Origin of the sequence: Rhodomicrobium vannielii ATCC 17100, assembly GCF_000166055.1 — a bacterium.
In the GTDB taxonomy this organism is placed as follows: Bacteria; Pseudomonadota; Alphaproteobacteria; order Rhizobiales; family Rhodomicrobiaceae; genus Rhodomicrobium; species Rhodomicrobium vannielii.
This window is the reverse complement of sequence record NC_014664.1, coordinates 478,603-500,413: the sequence shown is the minus strand read 5'-3', so window position 1 is coordinate 500,413 and position 21,811 is coordinate 478,603. Positions and strand designations below refer to the sequence as shown.

The following is a 21,811-nucleotide window of genomic DNA, read 5'->3' as shown; positions in this document are numbered from 1 at the left end:
GAAACGGCGGGGGGAGGATTCGAACGGGTTTTGTGACTGGACGGATCGCGATCAGGGAACGATATTTCCCGATCGCCTTGAAGGCTAATCGCCAAGGATAACCGGGGTTAACGAGTTTCGTCGATCAGTTTGATCTTGCCAAAGCCACCTTCTGTTGGGGCAAGCCTCTGGAGACAGGCAGAGCGCGACGCGATCCTGGGATCTTGCGGAATATCTACATATACGGCTTCCTCGAACTCGCCCCGTTCCGCAGGCCGGTCGCGCGCTGTTTGGCTTCGCCATCCAGTGCCTCGCGCATGCAATCGCCCGAAGTTCGTCAGCAACTCGCTGATTTGACGCTCCGATTTGGGCGAAAGGGTCGGCGCGTCCCGCAATCGGCGATGGAGGTCGCTCCGCTCCAGCCAGATCGAACGCTGGCTATGATCGAAGAAGATCAAAAGGGCGGCGAGCAACTCAAGACATGGTGGAGGGCGAGCAGGGAGGAAATACGATGTTTCCAAAACGAGCGCTTATTCTGAAACTGTTATTTGGAAGATTGTTGGGTTTGATATCGGGTGTGGTGTTATTGCCAATTGTACTAAGTATTATTATCATTGTTGCGCTAATATCGGCAAGATATGACGACGATGAGGTGCGGGAGTGCGAGCGACTTTCCTAACTTGATGCACGATATGCGCTTATGCTGGCTGCGCCTGTCTGTTGTTTTAGCCACTTGGTGACTGTCCGCTGGCGTTGGCCGTGTAGACGCTTGATCGCGGCGCCCCGCATCCCGGCCCCAGCACCGGTTCGCCAAGCCAAGGCCGAACGCCTGTCCGGCCACCGCGACTGGACGTCACTGGTTGTGGATCGTGCTGATGTTCATGGCGTGGAGAACTGTACAAAAATGAGCAATATCGACATGAAGACCGTCTCATCCTTCGGCGATGAATGGTCGCGGTTTGACCAGGAAGCGCTGGGTGATGCTGAACATGCCTCTTTGTTCGACACATACTTTCGCATCTTCCCTTGGGAAAGCCTACCCGATGGAGCCCGGGGTTTTGACATGGGGTGCGGGTCCGGGCGCTGGGCGATGCTGGTCGCGCCGAAAGTGGGCACGCTGACCTGTATCGATCCATCACCCGCGGCGCTGGACGTAGCGCGCCGCAAGCTTGCGCATCGGCGCAATGCGGTCTTTGTGAATGCCGGGGTGGCTGATCGCCCGCTGCCGCCCGACAGTCAGGATTTCGGCTATTCGCTGGGCGTTCTGCACCATATCCCCAACACGGCCGAAGCGCTGCGAGACTGCGTGCGGATGCTGAAGCCCGGTGCGCCTTTCCTCGTCTATCTCTATTATCGCTTCGACAACCGCCCCCTTTGGTATGTCCTTGTATGGCGGGCATCGGACCTTCTGCGCCGCGCCATCTGCATCCTGCCTGCCCAGGCGAAATCGGCTGTGACCGATGTGATTGCAGCGATGGTCTATCTGCCGCTGGCGCGGCTGTCGTGGCTCGGCGAAAGGCTTGGTCTGAAGGTGGATCGCTGGCTGTTGTCCAGCTATCGAAACACCAGTTTTTACACCATGCGCACCGACTCCCGCGACCGGTTCGGCACCCCCCTGGAGCAGCGTTTCACCCGTGGCGAGATCACGGCGATGATGCAGGCAGCCGGGTTGGAGGAGATCCGATTTTCCGAAAGCTTTCCGTTCTGGTGCGCGGTGGGACACAAGGGGCGGGTCGCGGCATGAAGATCGGCCTGCTGACCAAATACGGCGACATGGCTGCAAGCACCCGGCAGCGCTTCCAGCAATATCGCCCGTTCCTGCAAGAGTCGGGTTTCGAACTGGCGCCCCGCCCCTTGCTGGACGACGCCTATCTGCGCAAGCTTTATGCGGGCGGGCGACGGGACCGTGGCCATGTCGCGGTGCGCTATCTGGACCGCTTGCGCTGGCTGCTTTTCAAGCCTGACGTCGATGTGATCTGGCTGCATTGCGAATTGTTTCCGTTTCTGCCGGGGCTGCTCGAAGGTTTGGTGCGCTGGCCGAACAAGCCGATCGTGTTCGATTACGACGATGCGATCTTTCATAATTATGACCTGCATTCGAGCAAACTGATCCGGGCCTTGTCGGGGCGCAAGTTGCACCGCACGATCGGTACGGTGGAACTGGCCCTTTGCGGCAATGCCTATCTGGCCGCTTATGCCCGCCCGCTTTGCCCGCGAACCGAGATTGTGCCAACCGTTGTTGACACCACTGTCTATCTTCCGCGTGAGGATGGACAATCGGCAGATGGTCCGGTGCGGATCGGCTGGATCGGGACGCCCAGCACATGGAACGAATATATGCTTGGTCTCTTGCCGACGCTGACACAGGCAGCGGCTTTGGCGGGCGGAAAGCTTGCGGCGATGGGCGCCGATCCCAAGACGGAGGCGCAGCCCCTCCTCGATCTGTTTGAGTGGAGCGAAGCCGCCGAAGTGCCGTTTCTGCAAGCTGTGGACATCGGCATCATGCCGCTAACCGATACGCCATGGGCGCGGGGGAAATGTGGCTACAAGCTGATCCAGTACATGGCCTGCGGGCTACCCGTCGTGGCCTCGCCAGTTGGCGTTAACGCCGAGATCGTCGAACATGGGGTGAATGGCTTTCTGGTGACCACGGAAGCCGAGTGGAGCGACGCATTGGCAACGCTGCTACGCGATCCCGCGTTGCGCCAGCGGATGGGAGCCGCTGGTCGGCGCAAGGTCGAAGAGCACTATTCGCTCCAGGTCTGGGGACCCCGTGTCGCTGCACTGCTGCTGGACGTGGCAGAAAAAAGCCGAGCTTGCTAAGCCTTGTATTTGGCGACGCCCAACGAGTTGTTTTCCATGCGCTACGACGTCGGCCGTTGACTGGACACGAATCCGCCGGCCTAGCTCGCTGACCTACACGTTTATTGTCGAAACGACGGCGTTTTCTTCGACCTTAGCATGTTCGGCTTGCATGAATTGAGGATCCGATGGTTCACACTGACCTCACCCGTATCGAGGGCCCAAACATCGTCCTGCGCCTCATCTGGCCCGAGGATGCAGACTACGTCCACGCCCTGCGCACCGATCAAGCCTACAGCCAGCACCTCTCGGAGGTACGCGGCACAGCCGAGGACCAGCGTCGCTGGATCGAAGACTACAAGGCGCGCGAGGGGGACTTGCGAGAACTCTATTATGTCATCGAACGCCGCGATGGCGTCCGCTGCGGGCTGGTCCGACTCTATGACATCGGGAAAGACAGCTTTACCTGGGGCAGTTGGATCCTTGACCGCAACAAGACGCGGAAGGCGGCGCTGGAGAGCGCGGTGCTGTCCTTCGGTGTCGGGTTCGAAGGTCTCGATTTACCAACAGCAAACGTCGACGTGCGTGTCGAGAACGATCATGCACAGGCTTTCTATCGGCGTCTGGGTATGACGGAAATCCGCCGTGACGCGCGCGACATCTATTTCGCCTATGCCCGCGACCGGTTTCTGACCGACCGCCCCAGATACATGGCAATCCTCGAAGGGGAGCGTGAGGAATGACTGAAAGGCCCGTTGACTGCATAATTTCCGAAAACGCACAGATCGCTGAAGGCGTCACATTTGGTCCAAGGGTCGTCCTCGCGGGAGACGGGATCGTGCTTCGGCAGAATGTACGGCTTGATGCCGCCTGCGTTATCGGCGCGGACGTGACCATTGGGCAGGGCGCATGGGTCAAGGCTGGCGCCGTCGTTCTGCGCTCGGTGCCCCCGAATGCAATCGTCGAAGGCAACCCCGCGCAAGTGGTCGGCTATCTTGACGGCGGCTCCCAGAGGCGCCCCGATCCGAAACACATCGACATTCGCGCCTTCAGCCACCTCCCTCGCCCGTCAAAGGTTGATCTCGGTGTGGGCGAAAGCGCGCTGTTTCTCATGCGCCGGATCACCGACGCTCGCGGGGCGCTGACCGTTGGCGAAGTGCCGACCGAGGTGCCCTTCTCGCCCGCCCGTTATTTTGTCGTTTTCGATGTCCCTACTCTGGAATTGCGGGGCGAACATGCACACAGGCGATGTCAGCAGTTCCTCATCTGCCTCCACGGCACATGTCGCGTGTTGCTTGATGACGGGCAGAGCCGATGCGAAGTGACCCTCGACCGGCCAGACATGGGGGTATTCATGCCGGATATGATCTGGGGAACCCAGTATCGTTACAGCCCTGATGCGGCTCTTCTGGTATTCGCATCGCGGACCTACGAAGCCGATGATTATCTGCGAACCTATGACGACTTCCTCGCAGAATTGGAAAAGCGCGGGTAATGACGATCCCCTTCCTCGACCTCGGCGCCGTCTATCGCGAACTCAAGGCAGAAATAGACGCCGCGATCCATCGCGTGCTCGACTCGGGCTGGTACATCCTGGGCCCCGAGGTCGAGGCCTTCGAGGCCGATCGTTACTGAGATAAATTAAGTAAAGTTTTTGCAGAGTGTGAAAGGCGTAGCGCAAAGTTTGCGGCGATCTTAATCGCAATTGCCCGAGGTGGCAAATATGAAGTACCGCACTGAAATCGACGGACTGCGGGCGGTCGCCTTATTGCCGGTCATCCTTTCTCACGCTGGTATTGCTGGATTTTCCGGCGGTTTTGTAGGGGTAGACATTTTCTTTGTGATCAGCGGTTATCTGATCACTGCAATCCTGCTCGCCGATCTTGCGGCAGGTCGCTTTTCGATGGCGAAGTTCTATGAACGGCGGGCCCGGCGTATCCTTCCTGCACTATCCGTAGTGATGCTGGTCTGTGTTCCGTTCGCTTGGGCCTGGATGCTGCCCGAGGAACTTGTCGCTTTCGGCAAAAGCCTCATCGCCACAGCCTTATTCGGCTCCAACATATTGTTCTGGCGGGAAACTGACTACTTTAGCGCGGCGGCCGAACTGAAACCTCTATTGCATACTTGGTCTTTGGCGATCGAGGAACAGTATTACCTTATTTTTCCAGGAATGCTGGCGCTGCTATGGCGCTGGCGCCGGGCACTATTGTTGCCGGCGCTTCTCGTCGTCAGCATGACCAGCCTGATAGTCGCCGAATGGGGAAGCGATCATGCGCCAACTGCGAATTTCTATCTAATGCCCTCGCGGGTGTGGGAGCTTTTGATTGGCGCTATTGTCGCGCAGTACCACAGCCGGGGCGGTACAACGGAAAGGCGCAACTTGGCGGAACTGGCAGGCTTTGTCGGGTTAGCGCTAATCGCTTACAGCGTGGTGAGCTTTGACGCTATGACGCCGATGCCCAGCCTATGGACGCTGATCCCGGTGGTCGGGGCCGCGCTAGCGCTGGGCTTTGCGCGGCAGGGGACATTAGCAGCCCGGCTGCTTTGCTGGCGGCCGCTGGTCGCCATCGGATTGATCAGTTATAGTGCCTATCTCTGGCATCAGCCACTTCTGGCCTTTGCCCGGATCGGTAACATTTCGCCACCGGAGGGACTGCTGCTTGCAGTACTGCTGCTGGCGACCTTCATCTTGGCTTGGCTCAGCTGGCGTTTTGTCGAACAGCCTTTCCGCAGAGCAGTTCCATATTCACCCGGTGGGCGCCGCGTTGTGCTTGCCGCCCTGACCTGCATTGGCACGGCCTGTCTGGTAGGCGCGGTTCTAGTGGACGGTAGCGGTTTTTCCGGGCGCAAGTCCCCTGGGGGACAAACATTTGCTAGTATCGATCTGGATCCGCTGGCACCGAATTTCGGACTGCATCCAGATTGTGATGCAGGCCGTTTCACCACTGCTCCAGCCTGTCGGCTGTCGGACCAGCCTGAACTTGCGCTCTGGGGCGACAGCTTCGCCATGCATTTGGCGCAGGCACTTCGGGACAGCCCTTCGGCCCGCCCCTTCGCCCAACTGACGCTCAGCCAATGTGGCCCGATTCCCGGTCTTGCACTGAATGATACCTTGACCAGTTGGCAAAGCTGCATTGACTTTAACGATTCTGCACTTGCCTGGATACTCGCCCAGAAAACGGTGAAAACCGTGGTCATCAGCTCAACCTTCGAGCAAAGCGTTAGAAATCTATTTACCCGCGATGGCTCTTTCATCACCGAAACCGCAGCTCGGCAGGCGGCCCTGGCTGCCCGGATTGAGGCATTGGCGGCGCAGCTAGCAGTGGCAGGCAAACAGCTCGTCATTGTCTCGCCGCCGCCACGGACCGGACACGACCTCGGATTGTGCCATATACGGACCCGGCTGATGAGCAGAACCACGGCATCCTGCGATTTTCCGCAAGTCGACCACTACAGGTTCAGCACTCTGCCGCGTGATCTGCTCCACTCTGTGGAGGGTGCTGTTCCGGTGATCTGGCTGGACGATTTCCTCTGTAGCGACGGAGTCTGCCATACCACCGTGCAGGACGTTCCGGCCTACCGTGACCACGGTCACTTGTCTGCTGCGGGTTCCAGCGCGCTCGGCAGGTTGCACGACCTTGCTGCCTTGGTCATCGAGGCCTCCCATGGACAGGTCCGAGGCCCCACGGATCCAGTCATGGCAAAAGCCGCATTCAGAGCTATGCCCAACTGAAGGAGCTTGAATTGATCCCCTTCCTCGACCTCGGCGCCGCCTATCGCGAACTCAAAGCGGAGATCGACGCCGCGATCCATCGCGTGCTCGACTCCGGCTGGTATATCCTTGGTCCCGAGGTCGAGGCCTTCGAGGCGGAATGGGCGGGCTTTTGCGGCGCGGATCATGCGGTGGGCGTGGCCAACGGGCTTGATGCGCTGATCCTCGCGCTCAGGGCACTTGACATCGGACCGGGCGACGAGGTGATTGTGCCGTCGAACACATATATCGCCACTTGGCTTGCTGTGACGGCAGTCGGCGCGCGGCCGGTGCCGGTTGAACCCGACCCCGCGACCCACAACATCGACCCTGCCCGCATCGCCGCCGCGATCACACCAGCGACCAAGGCCCTTCTGCCCGTACATCTTTACGGCCAGCCCGCCGACCTCGACCCGATCCTTGCGCTGGCCCGTCAGCGCGGCATAGCGGTGATCGAGGATGCTGCCCAGGCCCATGGTGCCCGCTACAAGGGACGGCGGATCGGGGCGCATGGCGATGTCGTCTGCTGGAGTTTCTATCCCGGCAAGAACCTGGGTGCGCTTGGCGATGGCGGTGCGATCACGACGAACAGCGCCGATCTGGCGGACCGGATCCGCGTCTTGCGCAACTATGGCAGCCGTTTGAAATACCGGAACGAGGTACAGGGTGCGAATTCGCGCCTCGACCCCATCCAGGCGGCGGTGCTGCGCGCCAAGCTGCCGCATCTCGACGCATGGACCGACCGCCGCCGCGCCATCGCTGCCGCCTATGCCGAGGGGCTGCGGGACAGCGGCCTGATCCTGCCCCATGTTCCAGACTGGGCCGATCCGGTTTGGCATCTGTATGTCGTTCGTTCGCCCGACAGGGCAGGTCTCCAGAAGCGTTTGGCCGAAGCGGGGGTTGGCACGCTGATCCACTACCCGATTCCGCCGCACATGCAGGCCGCCTATGCCGGGCTTGGCCTTGCCCCTGACGCTCTGCCGTTGGCGCGGCAACTTGCCGAGGAAGTGCTGAGCCTGCCGATGGGGCCGCAACTCGCGTTGGCTGACGCGGTGCGGGTTATGTCAAATGTCTAGGCCGCTCATACCTAGAATAGTGAGACGTCTAAGGTTGACACTGCTCGGTCAACTGCAGAAGCTAAGAATACTAGTCTATGAAATTGTATCAACTAATAAGCTCTCCGGCCAAGGACTGCGCATTTTTCAACCAGTGCATGCGCTTGGTAGCGGCAAGATTACGATTGGACGCAATGTGACGATCGGAGTGTTTCCGTCGCCTGGGTATTTCAGTGGCGCTTGCCATATCGAAGTGCGAAGTGAAACGGCCGAGATCTGCATCGGCGATGGCACCTACCTGAACAATGACTTCACTGCGATTGCAGAGGCCAAAAAAATCGAAATTGGCCATCGTTGCTTGATTGGGCCAAGGGTCACAATTTTTGATAGTGACTTCCATGTGCTGCGCGTTTCAGATCGAACAAACGCTACGGCCATCGTGCAGCGGTCAGTGAAGATCGGCGATGACGTCTTTATCGGTGCGGGAGCCATCGTCCTCAAGGGTGTCTCGATTGGCGACGGGGCAGTGATCGGCGCTGGTGCGGTCGTTGTCTCTGATATTCCGCCAAATGTTATAGCCGCCGGTAACCCGGCCACTCTTGTCAGGTCACTGTGAGCAAATCGTCCTACCGCACGATGCTACGGTCCTCGTCGATTATCGGCGGGGCATCTGTGGTGAATATCCTCGCTAGCCTCGTGAAAATGAAAATTGCGGCGGTACTGCTGGGCCCGGCCGGGGTGGGGCTCGTGGGTCTTTATCAGAGCTTGATGCAGACTGCCGGGTCTGTTGCTGGGCTGGGCTTGACCAATTCCGGCACTCGCCAGATTGCGGCGGCCAGCGCCGATGGCGGGGCAGCAGAGGTCGGACGTGTTCGACGGGCGCTTTTCTGGGGCACACTCGCCCAAGCGATCCTCGGTGCGGCGCTGTTCTGGCTGGCCAGCGGCTGGATCGCCACACGCTTCGTGGCTGACCCGGAGCGGGCGGCTCAAGTGGCGTGGCTCTCGCTCGGTGTCGGACTTTCGGTCGCGGCTGGGGCGCAGAGCGCACTACTGATCGGGTTGCGCCGGATTGGCGACATTGCTCGGGTGCAGGTCGGCTCGGGTAGCGGGGGGGCAGTGCTCGGTGTGGCGGCGCTCTGGCTCTGGGGCGAGGACGGGCTTATTGCGATGGTCCTGGCGGCGCCGGTCGTTACTTTTCTGCTTGGCCACCTGTACGTCTCGCGGCTCGAGCGGCCTTCCGGCCCGTCCGATCCGCTGCCGCTCCTCGCTCGCGAATGGAGTGCCATGGCGCGGCTCGGCTTCGCCTTCATGATGAGCGGTCTGATCGCCATGGCGGGGTTCCTCGCCGTGCGCGTGCTGGTTCAGCGCGAGCTTGGGGCCGAGGCGCTCGGTCAGTTTCAGGCCGCCTGGGCGATTGGGATGACCTATCTGGGCTTCGTGCTCGGGGCGATGGGGACCGACTACTACCCCCGCCTCACCGCAGCGATCGGCGACCGCGCCGCAGCGGTGCGGCTCGTCAACGAGCAGACCGAGGTCGCGCTGCTTCTCTGCGGCCCCGTGATTGTGGCGATGCTGGGCTGCGCGCCGTGGGTGATCCGGCTGCTCTACACGGCGGAATTTGGCCCTGCGGTCGAGATACTACGCTGGCAGCTTCTGGGCGACATCTTCAAGGTGATGAGTTGGCCGCTCGGCTTTATCATCCTCGCCGCAGGGGCGGGCAAGACCTTCATCGTGACTGAGTCGCTGGGGATATGTGTCTTCGTGCTGGGCGTCTATTTTGGTCTGCCGCTTATCGGGGTCACGGCAACGGGGGTGGCGTTCCTTGCCCTCTACGTCGTCCACCTGCCGCTGGTGTGGTGGCTGGGAAGGCGCCAGATCGGATTTTGTTGGACGCGCGCAGTGCGGGTGCAGGCGATTGCGGTGATTGGGGCCGCCGTCGCGGTGGACTCAGCGGCGCGCTGGTCGGAGCCGCTGGGTGCAGTGCTGGGAATGGTGCTGGCGCTGGGCATGGCGTTCTGGACTGTGATGCGCTTGTCCGAAAAAACTGGAGCGGGCGGAAGGCTCGGTCGCATGGCGGCGCTGGGTGAAAGGGTGAGAAATGGATGACCGACTGACGAAAAGTTCTTGCGGCAACGCAAGCCTGACCGAGGGCATGGCGGACCGACCGCTCGTGACCTTCGCGCTCTTTGCCTACAATCAGGAGAAATACATCCGCGAGGCGGTGGAGGGAGCGTTTTCCCAGACCTATGAACCGCTGGAGATCATCCTGTCTGACGACTGTTCCAGCGACCGGACATTCGAGATCATGCAGGAGATGGCGGCGGCGTATGTGGGGCCGCACAGCGTATATCTGCGAAGAGGCGAGATAAACCTGGGTACGGCGCAGCACCTCAGCGCCGTAGCGCAGATGGCTCGTGGAGAGCTGTTAATAGTCGCCGCTGGGGACGATATTTCATTGCCATCAAGAACGCAAGCAATTGTAAACTCTTGGCTCGAACATGATAAAGCGGTTTCATGTATTCATAGTTGTGCCTTGGAATTAAATGATATTGGACAGCGGAGAGATATTTTATTACCAAGAGCATCGAGTATTATTTTAAAAAACGAGCTTGAACGGTGGATGAAAATTGACTTGCTGCCCTTTATCGCGCCAACGTGTGCATATTCAAAAAAGGTCTTTGAGCGTTTCGGTCCGTTTTGTGGCGGGTCAATTATCGAAGACGGCCCCATGGCGCTACGATGTCTCTTGACCGGTCCAATCATATACGTTCCAGAGCCACTTGTTGCTATAAGAATGTCAATTAATTCAAGTGGACGCTGCAATAACATACTTGATTCGAGCCGATGGAATCGTTTTATAAGAAGCCAAATTATCAGTTATATAACAAAAGTGCAGGACCTGTCCGTTTCCGATTTGCCCGCAAAGCCAAGTCGGCGGCTAGACCGGAAATACAGAAATAAAATAAGAGCTCTTTCTGCGTTTATACGCCCAAATAAACCTACGCCAGGGCTGTTATGGAAAACTAAATTTATTTATATATATTTTTTTCATTATGCGATCGATGCAAAGATGAAGCATCGCCTGTCTGAACTTGTGCATGCTCTTGGTTACGCGGATAGTCCGATTTACCGTTTGACTGTTAAAATTGCAAAGTCATTTGGAAGAAGGCGCGATAGAGGCATCCCGCATCGGAGTTTTTCCGCAACATGGGTGAAATTATGGAAGAGAATACCGAGCGTCCGCTCATAACGTTTGCTGTAGTTGCTTACAATCAGGCGCAGTTTGTCAGGGAGGCCATAAACGGCGCGTTTTCTCAAACATACGAACCGCTGGAGATCATCCTATCTGACGACTGTTCGACCGACCAGACGTTTGAGATCATGCAGGAAATGGCAGCAGAGTATGAGGGGCCGCACAAAATCAGGTTGAGGAGAAATTTAAAAAACTTAGGACTAGCCGGGCATATTAATAAAGTAATCGCCGCGTCAAGCGGCGAGATTGTTAGCTGGGCTGCCGGCGACGATATCGCATTGCCGAATCGAACCGAAATATTCGTTGAGAAGCTCCTTGCAGATCCAGGAAATGTCGGCGTTCATTCGAATGTCCTTGAAATTAATCTCGTCGGTCAACCTATTCGAGAACGACTTCACACTAGCCTGGAATCAACCACTTCATTGGACAAAGTTATTCAACGAGGGCAATCCGTAATCACTCAGTCACATGCATTCCGAAAGTCCGTTTTCGATTTTTTTGGGCCATTCAGAGCCGATCTTACACAAGAAGGCATAGCGATGGCATTTCGAGAGTCCTCACTCGGCAAAGTGGCATTTGTCGATCAATGTTTAACTCACTACAGAATAGGGTGCGGGGTGTCCACCTACTCAGGCGCAGATATTAACAAAAGAAGGAGTTCTGAGCCCATAAAGTTTACAAATTGGTACCTTTCTGCATTTCAACAGATGCTTGATGACTCCAAAAGTCTTCCTTACAAATTATCTTCAAAACAAATTAATATTATTAAAAAAAATATTGCGTTCTACAATAACCTCCTTGAGATAAACCAGGAGCAACGGATTATAACTCCACTAGTTAGAAACTTTTTCATGAAGCCGAGAGACACAAAATCACTGCGCGCCGCACTAAGGCTGTTCTTGCCAGTCTCATTGTACCGCAGGATCGCGAGTTGATCTCCATCCTTCTCCCCGACTTGCGCGGTGGCGGTGCCGAGCGGGTCAGTGTCGATCTGGCGCGGGCGTTTGCGGCGCTGGGACATCCGGTTGAATTCGTGCTCATGCGGGCAGAGGGGGATTTTCTAAGCGAAGCGCAGCGGGGTTTCCCGGTGGTCGATCTGGACATTCGGAAGACCGGGCAGGTTCCCGTGCCCCTCGCCCGTTATCTGCGTGCACGTCGCCCCGATGCGCTGATCGCGAACATGTGGCCGCTGACATCGGCCGCGGTTGCTGGTCGCATGTTGTCGATGCAGCGAACACGCCTCCTTCTTGTGGAGCACATTACGCTCTCGAACCAATATGCTTCCTGGGGTTGGTCCCATAACATGATGATGCGGGCCAGTCTTCTTACGACCTATCGTCTGGCCGATCGTGTTGCCGCAGTGTCAGAAGGGGCGGCGCGCCATACCGCAGGGCTGGCAGGGTTGGGCAGGGAGCGCGTCGCTGTTCTCCACAATCCGATCCCACCGCGTGCAGTGCCGCTGCTTCAGGCCACGACGTTGGCCGAGCGCCTCTGGAATTGCCCGCCGGGGCTGCGAATCCTGACGGTGGGAAGCCTGAAAGAGCAGAAAAACCACCCCCTTCTCTTACGAGCCTTCGCCGCCATGCCGCGACCGGACGCACGGCTGATGATTTTGGGTCAGGGCCAGAACGAAACGATGTTGCGGGGACTTGCGGCAGAGCTTGGCATTGCCGACCGTGTGATCTTTGCCGGTTTCCATGCCGATCCTTCGGCCTTCTATGCGACCGCCAACCTGTTCGTTCTATCCTCGGACCATGAAGGCTTCGGCAACGTGATTGTCGAGGCGTTGTCTTTTGGCTTGCCCGTCGTGTCTACCGATTGTCCCTCGGGCCCGGCGGAAATCCTCGATAACGGCAGCTTCGGCCGCCTGGTCCCGGTGGGCGATGCGAACGCCCTGGCGCGCGCGATGGAGGCGGCGCTCGACGCGCCCGTGGACCGCGACGCCCTGCGCCGCCGGGCGGCAGACTTTGCGCCCGGCATCGCGGCACGGAAGTACCTCGACCTCATGGGCCTGTGATGACTCCGACGCTCTATATGACCCGCAACGGGCTGCTCGAACCGCTGGGGCAAAGCCAGGTCTTCGCCTATCTGCGGGGGCTTTCGAGCGACTACCGGATCACGCTGATCACCTATGAAAAGGACGAGGACCGGGCCGATGCCGCGCGGATGGGCGCTGCGCGGGCCGAATGCGACAGGCTGGGCATCCGCTGGCTGCCGCAGCGGTTCGCGCCTCGGCCAAAGATCATCGCCCCCGGGCTGAGCATGCTGCGGATGATCTGGCTGGTACGGCGCGAGGTCGAGGGACAGGGCGCACGGCTGATCCATGCCCGTTCCTACATCCCCGCCGCTGTTGCAATGATTGTCGGACGGCTGACCGGCGTGCCGTTCATCTTCGACATGCGCGCCCTTTGGCCCGAAGAGCTGATAACCGCGGGGCGGCTGCGGCGCGGGTCCCTGCTGCATCGTGCGATCGTCGCTGCCGAACGCGCCTGCCTGCGACGGGCTGACGCCGTAGTGTCGCTGACCCATGCGGCCCACGATCACCTGAAACAGATCTATCCATCTGACATGGCGGGCCAGACCGTTGCGGTGATCCCGACCTGCGCCGACCTCGACCGGTTTGTTCCGGCTGAGGGGAGGCCGGATCGATGGGTGATCGGCTGTCTTGGGACGGTGCTGAGCGGTTGGTTCCGGCTCGACTGGCTGGCGGCGTTCCTGGCCTTTGCAGCCGCGCGCGATCCCAATGCGATATTCGAACTGACCACACGCGACGATCCCGCGCGGGTGCGCGCCGGGCTCGATCCGGACGGACGGCTGGGCGACCGACTGCGCATTGCCGCGGTGGCCCCCGAAGATGTGCACTTGGTGCTGCAAGGACAGACGGCGTCGGTGATGTTCTACGCGGGTGGACAGGTCTCGGAATTGGGACGCTCCCCAACCCGCATGGCCGAAATCCTTGGCTGTGGCCTGCCGGTCGTGGCCAATGACGGTGTCGGCGATGTCGCCCGGATCATCCGCGATCGCAGGGTCGGCGTTCTGCTCGATGGGCTCGAATTGGCGCAGATGCAGGCCGCTTGGGACGGGCTGTTGACGCTGCTGTCAGACCCGGAAACTGGCGCGCGCTGTCGGCAGGCGGCGGAAGAGGTGTTCTCTCTGCAGGCAGGCACCCGAGCCTATGCGGCACTTTACGCTACCCTGACCGGCGCGGCCAATGCCGTCCTTGCAGAGGAAATGATGACGCCATGTGCGGACTGACCGGCATCCTGAGCGCGGCCCCCCCGTCGAACGACGTACGCGGCACGATTGCCCGCATGACAGCCGCCCTCCACCACCGCGGGCCAGATGCCGAAGGGCTTTGGGCGGAGGACGGGATCGCGCTAGGGCACCGGCGGTTGTCGATCCTCGACCTGTCCGAGGCGGGGGCGCAGCCGATGCGGTCCGCTTGCGGGCGGTTCGTGATCGCCTTCAACGGCGAGATTTACAATCACCTTGATCTGCGACGCGATCTGGAGGCGGCGGGCGTCGCGCCCGACTGGCGCGGGCATTCGGATACCGAGACGCTGCTCGCCGGGATCGCGCATTGGGGCCTGGACGAAACGTTGCGGCGCGCGGCCGGGATGTTCGCCATCGCGCTTTGGGACCGCAAGGAAAGGCGCCTGTCGCTTGCCCGCGATCGGATTGGCGAGAAGCCGCTCTACTGGGGCTGGGCCGGGGGGGCGCTTGTCTTCGGGTCCGAGCTGAAGGCGCTGCGCCAGCATCCCGGCTTTCCGCGCGACGTCTGTCGGCAGGCGCTCGCGCTCTATCTGCGGTTTGCCTATGTGCCGGCGCCTCGGAGCATCCATCCCGGCGTCTACAAGCTGGAACCGGGCTGCATCCTCACAGTCGACGACACCCCGCCGGCGGCTCCGCCGCAAGACCCGCTACGCCCCGGCGACCGTCACGGCAGCTTGTCGATCCGACGCTACTGGTCGCTGAACGAGGCGATCGAGGCCGGCGGCCGGAACCGCTTTACCGACGAGGTCGCGGCGCTCGGAGCGCTCGACACTGCCCTGCGCGCTGCGGTGGGACGCCAGATGCTCGCCGACGTGCCGCTGGGCGCCTTTCTGTCGGGCGGGATCGACAGTTCGCTGATCGTGGCCCTTATGCAGGTGCAATCGTCGCGGCCGGTGAAGACTTTTACCGTGGGCTTCGAAAACCCCGCCTTCGATGAAGCGCCCTTCGCCGCCGCCGTGGCGCGCCATCTGGGGACCGATCACACCGAACTCGTCGTCACCGAGAACGAAGCGCGCGAGGTCATCCCCCAACTTCCTGACCTGTACGATGAGCCCTTCGCGGATTCGTCACAGATCCCCAGCCATCTCGTCTGTCGTGCCGCGCGCGCTCAAGTCACCGTGGCGCTGTCCGGCGATGCGGGAGATGAATTGTTCGGGGGGTACAACCGCTATTTCTGGGGACCGCGCGTCTGGCGCCGGCTCGACTGGATGCCCTTCGGTCTCAGGCGGTCGCTGGGGCATGCGATCGCAGCGGTGCCGGTTCCGGTCTGGGACCGGGCCGGGGCGATCGTAAGCAGGTCCGTCAGCCGACCGGGCGACAAGGCGCACCGGCTAGCAGCCAGACTGCGCGAAGTCGAGACGCAGGACGATCTCTACCGCAGCCTCGTGTCGGAATGGCCGGGTCAGCGGCTCGTCCGGGGGTTCTCTGCGGATCTAGGCGGCGTTCTCGACGATCCGCTGCTCCCCTCCGTCCTGGAGGATGATCCGGTCGGACGGATGATGGCGCAGGACATGCGCACCTACCTGCCCGACGATATCCTTTGCAAGGTCGACCGCGCCGCCATGGGTGTGAGTCTGGAGACGCGGGTGCCCTTCCTCGATCCCGAAGTCATGAGCCTGTCGGCTCGATTGCCGCCGGACATGAGGATCCGCGATGGACAGGGGAAATGGGCGCTGAGGCAGATCCTCTACCGCCATGTCCCGCGCGAACTGATCGAACGCCCGAAAACTGGCTTCGGCATCCCTGTCGGAGAATGGCTGCGCGGTCCATTACGTAGCTGGGCTGAGGATTTGCTGTCGGAAGACGCCCTCGCCAGAGACGACCTGATTGATCCAGCACCGGTTCGCCAAGCCTGGGCCGAACACCTGTCCGGCCGCCGCGACTGGACGTACCGGTTGTGGATCGTGCTGATGTTCATGGCGTGGAGGGCGGTACAAATGAGCAATATCGACCGCGTCCGTGTGGAAACGCCGGCCTGAGACGGCTGTAGCGTTTGCTGCAAAGTGCGGGGAGACGTGAGCGACGACGTCGCCCGACCTGTTGCGCTGACGAGCTCAACGCCGAACCTGTCAATCGGCGTCCAATCGGAACCCCGGATCGGCGTGCAAAAGGGACCCTTCGAACTGGGGCGACTTTTCTTTGTTCGACGGAGAGGCGTTTCTCCGTCGCGGCCTGACATCGCGAAGCGCCGCGCGCAGCGGCGGTCAACACTGGCCGAAGGCACCACGATAGTGGCGCGGAGCGGTGTTGACGGCCGGCTGAAGGAGGTCTCGGCGCCGCTCGCCGCCGCGATCCGCTACACGCTCAACCACTGGCAGGGGCTCACTGTGTTCCTCGCCGACGGCCGCGTGGAAGGTAAGCATCCGGTGAGGGCCGCAGCGTGAGCGCTTGCGGTTGATGACTACGCCGCCAGTTGCAAGCCGGGCTGCTTCCATTCCCAGGGCAGCAGCTCATGGAGTCGGCTTTGCGGCTGGCCTGCGATGCGGGCGAGCACATCGGCCAGCCAAGCCATCGGATCGATGCCGTTGAGTTTGGCCGTCATGATCATCGTCATCATAAAGGCGGCCCGGTCGGCGCCGCGATCTGAACCGGCGAAGAGCCACGACTTTCTTCCGAGCGCAAAACCTCTCAGCGCTCGTTCGGCCGAGTTGTTGCTCAGGCAGATGCGGCCGTCGCCAAGGAAAGCGGCGAACCGATCCCAGCGCTTGAGCAGATAATCGATGGGCCTGGCGACGGAAGCCGAGCGCGACAATCGCGAGCGCTCCTCGCCAAGCGAGGTTTTCAGATCGGCCAGAAGCGGCGCGCTTTGCTTCTGGCGCACGCGCAGGCGCTCGCTGGCGGGAAGGCCGTTGATGGAGCGCTCGATGTCGAACAGCGCGTCGATGCGCTTGACCGCTTCCAGCGCAATCGGGGAGATGGCCGGCGCCTGTTTGCCGCGCTTCGCGTTGGCGGCGATGTCAGCCAGTTCGAAGAACTGGCGCCTGGCGTGCGCCCAGCACAGCGCCGAGACGATGGCGCCTTTTTCGCGCGCCGGATCGTAAAGCCCGTTATAGCCGCTATAGGCGTCGGCCTGCAAAATGCCGGCGAAGTCTCGAAGATGGCTCTCGGGATGCTCCTGCCTTCGGTCTCGCGAAGCGTAGTAAAGCGCGGCCGGCGGCGCGGTCCCGCCAAAAGGGCGATCGTCTCTGACATAGGTCCAGATGCGGCCGGTGACTGTCTTGCCTTTCGCCAGGATCGGCACCGTCGTGTCGTCGCCAAACAACCGTTCGGCCGAAAGAACATGGGCCTCGATCAGCGCCTGGAGCGGTTGCAGCGCCGCCATGCAGGACCCAACCTGATCGGCCAGCGTCGAGACGGAAAGTTCGACGCCTTCGCGCGCATACCGCTCGCTTTGCCGGTTGAGAGGCTGGTGCTGGCCGAACTTCTCGAACAAGATCATGGCCAAAAGGCCCGGCCCGGCAAAACCGCGCGGCGTTGCATGAAAGGGCGCCGGCGGTTGCGCGATCGCCTCGCAGCACCGGCAGGAGAACTTCTCGCGCACCGTTTGGATGACTTTCCAGCGGCGCGGAACAACCTCGAGCGTCTCGGTGACGTCCTCGCCGAGCTTCGACAGCTTCGTCGAGCCGCAAGACGGACAACATGTCGGCGCCGGGAGCACCACGCGCTCGCGCGGCAGATGCGCCGGGAAAGGCTTGCGCGATGGATGCTTGCGCGTAGAGGATGGCGTGCCTTGCGTCCGGGCTGTGGCTGTCTCGGCGAGAAGCTCGTCCTCGGCCGCGGCTGTCTCCAGCTCTTCGAGCTGAAGCTCCATCTGCTCCAGGAGCCGCGCCTTGTGCTCCGAGCGGCTACCGTAAAGCACCCGCCGCAGCTTCTCGATCTCGAGCCTCAGATGAGCGATCAGCGCGTCCGTGCTGGATGTCGCCGCGCGAGCGCGAGCCGCAACGGCCTCGGCGGAAAGGCGGGCGGCGCGCTCGGCGAGGATCATCGCATGCGCGGCGGCAAGGTCGGAAGGAAGAGCGTCAAGCGGCGTGGTCACCCGACAAGAGAATCATGGTTCGCCAACGTTTTCAAAGGCAAACCGTCAGCCAACCGAAGTCGGTCTCCAGGTTTTTTTGCGGATTGCGCCAATCGATCCCGGAGAGCAGATAGCCAAGCTGCGCGGGCGAAATCGAGATCGCGCCGTCAGCCGGGCTCGGCCACAAGAACCGGCCTTTCTCCAGACGCTTCGTAAAAAGGCAGGCGCCCTGGCCGTCATGCCAGATCACCTTCAGAAGATCGCCCCGGCGGCCGCGAAAGCAAAACAGATGGCCGCTCAAAGGATCGCGCTGCAAAACCTCCTGGACCTGCAAGGACAGCGACGGGAAGCCCCTGCGCATATCGGTGTGACCCGTCGCCAGCCACACCCGCACGCCGGTCGGAACCGGGATCATGGTCTCCTCCCGTCGGCAATATCGAGAATGCGCTTCAACGCGCCCATGTCGGCGCCGGGGCCAACCCGCACGCGCCGCCCGTTCAAAAGCTCGATCTCGATGCGATTATCGGCGGCGGGCGCGTCACTGGCGCTGTGATCGTAGATCGTGTCGCGGCTCTTCCCTGGCGCCGTCAGAGAGACCGGCAGGAATGCCGGTGCGGGCTCTGGCTTCTCGTCGTTCTTGGCCAGCTTCCGCCAACGAAACAGAAGGCTTGGCTTGATCCCATGCCTGCGGGCGACCGCTGACACATTCACGCCGGGCTGCAAAGCCTCGGCGATGATCGCCTGCTTCTCGTCCTCGCTCCAGCGGCGCCGGGTATCAGCAACTACGGAATACCGGCGGGCAAAAGTATCTCCAGACATAGGCACGGGCATAGCTCCTGTCGCGACAAGCGTCACAGACAAGACCTGTCTCTTACACGCCCCGCAAGGCGGCCCTCAGCGGAGGCTTACCGTGGAAGTGGACAACAACACCGTAGAGCGAGACATGCGTCCCATGGCCTCGGCAGGCGCAACAGCCTCTTCGCGGACAGCAAAAACGGGGCAGACTCATGGGCGGTTCTCGCCTCGCTCATCAACACCGCACTGCTCAACGATGTCGACCCGCAGCCATGGCTCACCGATATCCTTGAGCGCATTGTCTCCGGCCAGAACAAAAGCCATCAACTGGCCGAGCTCCTGCCGTGGAACTGGAAAACCGCGCGCGGCTCACGCGCAAGCCCTGAAAACGGCAGCCTGAACCGCCTCAGTGGCAGATCCATAGCGGATACTGTCCTTTTGGCGGACGAGCGCCACCGCGGCGCTGTTCTTCTACTCGCCCGACTGCGGCGGCGAGCACCCCGCAACTCATCTCTCTGGCTGGTCCTACTCCTATGTCGGCTATGGCGCGAGTAGAAGAACAGCGCCTCGGCTCATTGCAGAGCTTTGAAACTCAAAAGGTAGCGATCCACTGAATCCGATACGGAAAACCACGTTGCACCGATGTTGCGACATGTTTCACGTATAGTTTCGCGATTCTTCATCACTGTCCCGCTGACCCAGTCCACTATCTCATCCTTGTTGGAGCCGTCGCTCGGGAAGAACACGCCTGCCTCGATGAGCGGTTGGGTATTACCAACACCCGCCGATCCAATGATCGGCAAACCAGCAAGAAGGTAGTCGCCCAATTTAATCGGGGCGATTCCCTGGGTCGAAAATGTGGGCTTGCGAAACGAGAAACCTACATCGCAGCGTGCCAGTTGACTTGGTACATCTTGCGGCGCAACACGTTCGATCGAGATCCATTCGCTATCGTTCAGGCGGGATGCAGCGATTGCATTTTTCATATTCTCGCCATCTGCCGAGAAGACCTTGAACTTCAGGTCAGGGTGACTGGCGCGTATCGCGCAAGCGACAGCCAGCATGGTGTCGGGGCAGTACTGATCACCAATAGATCCAGCATAGCAAATAGCTGGACCGTCACGTTCACTGCGTGATTGAGGATCACGAGGCAGCGGCGAGATCCGTCGCCCATTCGTGACCACATAGTATTTCGAAGAGTCCGCACCCGCCCCGGCACGCGCCCGCAAGATAGGGATGGCAGCTTCTGTTCGGGTCAAGACGGCATCGGACACGCGAACCATTTGCGCCTCAATATCACGCATGATCCGATAGTTGAGGCTGTGCGGCGATAAGCCGGAAAAGTCCACTCGTTCATCGGCCGCAAACCCGTCAGCATCGAAAATAACCCGAAGCCCCTTGCGGTCTCGCATCGCGAGCGTAGACAAGGCTGGCATCAGACTGCGCGGCATCAGCGTATCAATCTGCCAGTCTCGGACAACTGACTTGATATGTTTCGCGCCCCACACCGCGGTTATTAATGGTCCGATAGCGCCGAACCTTCGGTTAACCATCACGGCTCGGTATGGGATCCCAGCGGTCCGGCACAGCGCCTCGATGGCCGCAATGCGATCAGGATTTCCCCAAGTGAACTGAAGAACATGAAATCGGTGCCCGTGTTCGGCCAAGCCTTCAAAAATGGGCAAGAAGAGCCCTTCGAGATAGCTGACCTGAGGGCCGTCCCAGGTTATGAACAGACATCTCGACAAATTCTAAGCCCTTTCTTGTCTGACCAAGTCAGCATACAGCTGTGCAACTTCGGCAACATATCGTTCTGGGGCAAAGGCCGACAACGCTCTCTCGAGTCCAGCAGAGCTGAAGGCCTGAGCAGAACTCTGATCCGCCAGGAGGCGAATGACGGCGTTCGCAAGTTCTGCATGTTGCTTGGCTGGCACCAGGACGCCAGCCTTGCCCTCAGCCAGAACGAATGGGATTCCACCCACCTCTGTCGCCACTACAGGAACGCCCGATAACATCGCCTCGACCAAGACTAGGCCAAAGGCTTCGTGCGCAGAGGCTAGCACGAAGACGTCCATCAGATGATAATAATCTCGAGGAGCGCCCTGATAACCAGCAAAGATGACGGCACCAGTGACGTCCAGTTCCTCTGTCAGACGTTCCAACATTACCCGATCCGGCCCATCCCCTACGATAAGCAACCGCGCTCTCGGTTGACTTGACCGGATCATGGGCAGTGCTCGAATGATGTCACTAAAGCGCTTGTTTCCGTCAACGCGCCCAACGCTGCCAATTATCACGTCGCCTTCGCTGATTCCAAGTCTGGCGCGCATCTCGGCCATCCGCGCTAAACTTGGCGGCGGCACGCTTGGGACGGCGTTGTTGATCAGATGTATCTTGCGCTGTGGAATGCGCAATGTTTCGCGCAAATATCCGGTGACCTTGGGCGATACGCCAATACATGCGTCGGCACGCATGCACATGGCACGCATGAGCGCATTTCCTGTCCAGCGGCGATCAACTGGATCCGAGGTTTCCTCCATGACAACTTTGACCCTCGGTATCCGCAGGCCGATGCTACATGCTAGCGCCTCACCCTCATAAACTGCACCATGCGCGATGTCCGGCTGAAAAGCTCGCGCAATAGCGTGAGCACGAGCGTGCCACGCCGGATCAAGGATGCTGTGCGCCAAGCCAATCTCATGGATTGTCCAGCCGGCGTCGCGAAGCACGCCAGGAATCGGGCCGTCTGCCTCCTGACAGATCACAGCGTGCTCATATCGATCCTGTCCCAGCGCTTGAGCCAGAAGGATGCGCCGCTGCTCAACGCCACCACTGTGAATGCGGCAAAGAGTATGAAGGACGCGAATGCGGCTCACCCTTGAGAACCT

The 21,811-nt window shown here is 60.3% G+C and carries 21 protein-coding genes and 1 pseudogene; 16 read left to right on the top strand and 6 right to left on the bottom strand.

The features are described 5' to 3' along the window. Window positions 1-107 precede the first annotated feature (107 nt). On the bottom strand, window positions 108-452 hold the full coding sequence (locus RVAN_RS02115) for a hypothetical protein (RefSeq protein WP_041787216.1): 345 nt from the start codon (window positions 450-452) through the stop codon (window positions 108-110). A gap of 431 nt (window positions 453-883) precedes the next feature. Between RVAN_RS02115 and RVAN_RS02110 the strand changes: the two genes are divergently transcribed. From RVAN_RS02110 to RVAN_RS02050, 15 genes are all read left to right on the top strand, one after another. Beyond that, complete coding sequence (locus RVAN_RS02110) at window positions 884-1,723, top strand: class I SAM-dependent methyltransferase (protein ID WP_041787214.1); 840 nt, start codon at window positions 884-886, stop codon at window positions 1,721-1,723. Next, window positions 1,720-2,802, top strand: coding sequence for a glycosyltransferase family 4 protein (locus tag RVAN_RS02105; RefSeq protein WP_013418115.1), 1,083 nt, complete (start codon window positions 1,720-1,722; stop codon window positions 2,800-2,802). The genes RVAN_RS02110 and RVAN_RS02105 overlap by 4 nt, the downstream gene beginning before the upstream one ends. A 167-nt stretch (window positions 2,803-2,969) precedes the next feature. Further along, complete coding sequence (locus tag RVAN_RS02100) at window positions 2,970-3,524, top strand: GNAT family N-acetyltransferase (RefSeq protein ID WP_013418114.1); 555 nt, start codon at window positions 2,970-2,972, stop codon at window positions 3,522-3,524. Beyond that, a complete protein-coding gene (locus RVAN_RS19970; protein ID WP_013418113.1) occupies window positions 3,521-4,276 on the top strand; it encodes a WxcM-like domain-containing protein in 756 nt (251 codons plus the stop codon). The genes RVAN_RS02100 and RVAN_RS19970 overlap by 4 nt, the downstream gene beginning before the upstream one ends. Continuing rightward, window positions 4,276-4,416 carry a DegT/DnrJ/EryC1/StrS aminotransferase gene (locus RVAN_RS19965; protein WP_013418112.1) on the top strand — a complete coding sequence of 47 codons (141 nt, stop codon included), beginning with the start codon at window positions 4,276-4,278 and terminating at the stop codon, window positions 4,414-4,416. Before RVAN_RS19970 ends, RVAN_RS19965 begins: the two co-directional genes overlap by 1 nt. Before the next feature lie 88 nt (window positions 4,417-4,504). Continuing rightward, window positions 4,505-6,514, top strand: coding sequence for an acyltransferase family protein (locus RVAN_RS18620; protein ID WP_013418111.1), 2,010 nt, complete (start codon window positions 4,505-4,507; stop codon window positions 6,512-6,514). An 11-nt stretch (window positions 6,515-6,525) separates the two neighbouring features. Next, window positions 6,526-7,608: a DegT/DnrJ/EryC1/StrS family aminotransferase gene (locus RVAN_RS02085; RefSeq protein ID WP_013418110.1), complete on the top strand. Its 1,083-nt coding sequence runs from the start codon at window positions 6,526-6,528 to the stop codon at window positions 7,606-7,608. 34 nt (window positions 7,609-7,642) lie between these two features. Continuing rightward, complete coding sequence (locus tag RVAN_RS20970) at window positions 7,643-8,203, top strand: acyltransferase (protein ID WP_013418109.1); 561 nt, start codon at window positions 7,643-7,645, stop codon at window positions 8,201-8,203. Between the two features lie 20 nt (window positions 8,204-8,223). Next, window positions 8,224-9,693, top strand: a complete 1,470-nt coding sequence (locus RVAN_RS02075) for an O-antigen translocase (RefSeq protein WP_041787212.1) — start codon at window positions 8,224-8,226, stop codon at window positions 9,691-9,693. Beyond that, on the top strand, window positions 9,686-10,837 hold the full coding sequence (locus tag RVAN_RS19445) for a glycosyltransferase family 2 protein (RefSeq protein ID WP_013418107.1): 1,152 nt from the start codon (window positions 9,686-9,688) through the stop codon (window positions 10,835-10,837). Before RVAN_RS02075 ends, RVAN_RS19445 begins: the two co-directional genes overlap by 8 nt. Further along, the gene (locus tag RVAN_RS02070; protein ID WP_013418106.1) at window positions 10,795-11,775 is read left to right on the top strand and encodes a glycosyltransferase; all 981 of its coding nucleotides are present in this window, start codon (window positions 10,795-10,797) and stop codon (window positions 11,773-11,775) included. Before RVAN_RS19445 ends, RVAN_RS02070 begins: the two co-directional genes overlap by 43 nt. After that, window positions 11,772-12,857 (top strand): glycosyltransferase, encoded by a 1,086-nt coding sequence (locus tag RVAN_RS02065; protein WP_013418105.1) that lies wholly within the window; start codon window positions 11,772-11,774, stop codon window positions 12,855-12,857. The genes RVAN_RS02070 and RVAN_RS02065 overlap by 4 nt, the downstream gene beginning before the upstream one ends. Continuing rightward, a complete protein-coding gene (locus tag RVAN_RS02060; protein WP_013418104.1) occupies window positions 12,857-14,095 on the top strand; it encodes a glycosyltransferase in 1,239 nt (412 codons plus the stop codon). The genes RVAN_RS02065 and RVAN_RS02060 overlap by 1 nt, the downstream gene beginning before the upstream one ends. Beyond that, window positions 14,083-16,092, top strand: coding sequence for an asparagine synthase (glutamine-hydrolyzing) (asnB, locus tag RVAN_RS02055; RefSeq protein WP_013418103.1), 2,010 nt, complete (start codon window positions 14,083-14,085; stop codon window positions 16,090-16,092). The genes RVAN_RS02060 and asnB overlap by 13 nt, the downstream gene beginning before the upstream one ends. A gap of 36 nt (window positions 16,093-16,128) precedes the next feature. Next, a complete protein-coding gene (locus RVAN_RS02050; protein WP_041787210.1) occupies window positions 16,129-16,497 on the top strand; it encodes a hypothetical protein in 369 nt (122 codons plus the stop codon). A 17-nt stretch (window positions 16,498-16,514) separates the two neighbouring features. On the opposite strand, the gene tnpC is transcribed toward RVAN_RS02050, so the two are convergent. The 3 genes from tnpC to tnpA form a co-directional block, all read right to left on the bottom strand. Beyond that, window positions 16,515-18,098 (bottom strand): IS66 family transposase, encoded by a 1,584-nt coding sequence (tnpC, locus tag RVAN_RS02045; RefSeq protein WP_013418084.1) that lies wholly within the window; start codon window positions 18,096-18,098, stop codon window positions 16,515-16,517. Between the two features lie 82 nt (window positions 18,099-18,180). Beyond that, window positions 18,181-18,543 (bottom strand): IS66 family insertion sequence element accessory protein TnpB, encoded by a 363-nt coding sequence (gene tnpB / locus RVAN_RS02040; protein WP_013418102.1) that lies wholly within the window; start codon window positions 18,541-18,543, stop codon window positions 18,181-18,183. After that, window positions 18,540-18,947 (bottom strand): IS66-like element accessory protein TnpA, encoded by a 408-nt coding sequence (gene tnpA, locus RVAN_RS20965; protein ID WP_041787200.1) that lies wholly within the window; start codon window positions 18,945-18,947, stop codon window positions 18,540-18,542. The genes tnpB and tnpA overlap by 4 nt, the downstream gene beginning before the upstream one ends. A 91-nt stretch (window positions 18,948-19,038) precedes the next feature. Here tnpA and RVAN_RS21085 point away from each other — a divergent pair. Beyond that, a pseudogene (locus RVAN_RS21085) lies at window positions 19,039-19,280 on the top strand (transposase domain-containing protein); the annotation flags it as partial. 215 nt (window positions 19,281-19,495) lie between these two features. Here RVAN_RS21085 and RVAN_RS02030 read toward each other — a convergent pair. Both RVAN_RS02030 and RVAN_RS19435 read right to left on the bottom strand, forming a co-directional pair. Next, the gene (locus tag RVAN_RS02030; protein WP_169309500.1) at window positions 19,496-20,608 is read right to left on the bottom strand and encodes a hypothetical protein; all 1,113 of its coding nucleotides are present in this window, start codon (window positions 20,606-20,608) and stop codon (window positions 19,496-19,498) included. 66 nt (window positions 20,609-20,674) lie between these two features. After that, on the bottom strand, window positions 20,675-21,799 hold the full coding sequence (locus RVAN_RS19435) for a glycosyltransferase family 4 protein (RefSeq protein ID WP_013418100.1): 1,125 nt from the start codon (window positions 21,797-21,799) through the stop codon (window positions 20,675-20,677). Between the last annotated feature and the right edge of the window lie 12 nt (window positions 21,800-21,811).

Bases quoted from the DNA above. Each gene is read 5' to 3' on its own strand.
- RVAN_RS02110 (WP_041787214.1), top strand. From the start codon at position 884: ATGAGCAATATCGACATGAAGACCGTCTCATCCTTCGGCGATGAATGG.
- RVAN_RS02105 (WP_013418115.1), top strand. From the start codon at position 1,720: ATGAAGATCGGCCTGCTGACCAAATACGGCGACATGGCTGCAAGCACC.
- RVAN_RS02100 (WP_013418114.1), top strand. From the start codon at position 2,970: ATGGTTCACACTGACCTCACCCGTATCGAGGGCCCAAACATCGTCCTG.
- RVAN_RS19970 (WP_013418113.1), top strand. From the start codon at position 3,521: ATGACTGAAAGGCCCGTTGACTGCATAATTTCCGAAAACGCACAGATC.
- RVAN_RS19965 (WP_013418112.1), top strand. From the start codon at position 4,276: ATGACGATCCCCTTCCTCGACCTCGGCGCCGTCTATCGCGAACTCAAG.
- RVAN_RS18620 (WP_013418111.1), top strand. From the start codon at position 4,505: ATGAAGTACCGCACTGAAATCGACGGACTGCGGGCGGTCGCCTTATTG.
- RVAN_RS02075 (WP_041787212.1), top strand. From the start codon at position 8,224: ATGCTACGGTCCTCGTCGATTATCGGCGGGGCATCTGTGGTGAATATC.
- RVAN_RS19445 (WP_013418107.1), top strand. From the start codon at position 9,686: ATGGATGACCGACTGACGAAAAGTTCTTGCGGCAACGCAAGCCTGACC.
- RVAN_RS02070 (WP_013418106.1), top strand. From the start codon at position 10,795: ATGGGTGAAATTATGGAAGAGAATACCGAGCGTCCGCTCATAACGTTT.
- RVAN_RS02060 (WP_013418104.1), top strand. From the start codon at position 12,857: ATGACTCCGACGCTCTATATGACCCGCAACGGGCTGCTCGAACCGCTG.
- asnB (WP_013418103.1), top strand. From the start codon at position 14,083: ATGTGCGGACTGACCGGCATCCTGAGCGCGGCCCCCCCGTCGAACGAC.
- tnpC (WP_013418084.1), bottom strand. From the start codon at position 18,098: ATGATCCTCGCCGAGCGCGCCGCCCGCCTTTCCGCCGAGGCCGTTGCG.
- tnpB (WP_013418102.1), bottom strand. From the start codon at position 18,543: ATGATCCCGGTTCCGACCGGCGTGCGGGTGTGGCTGGCGACGGGTCAC.
- tnpA (WP_041787200.1), bottom strand. From the start codon at position 18,947: ATGTCTGGAGATACTTTTGCCCGCCGGTATTCCGTAGTTGCTGATACC.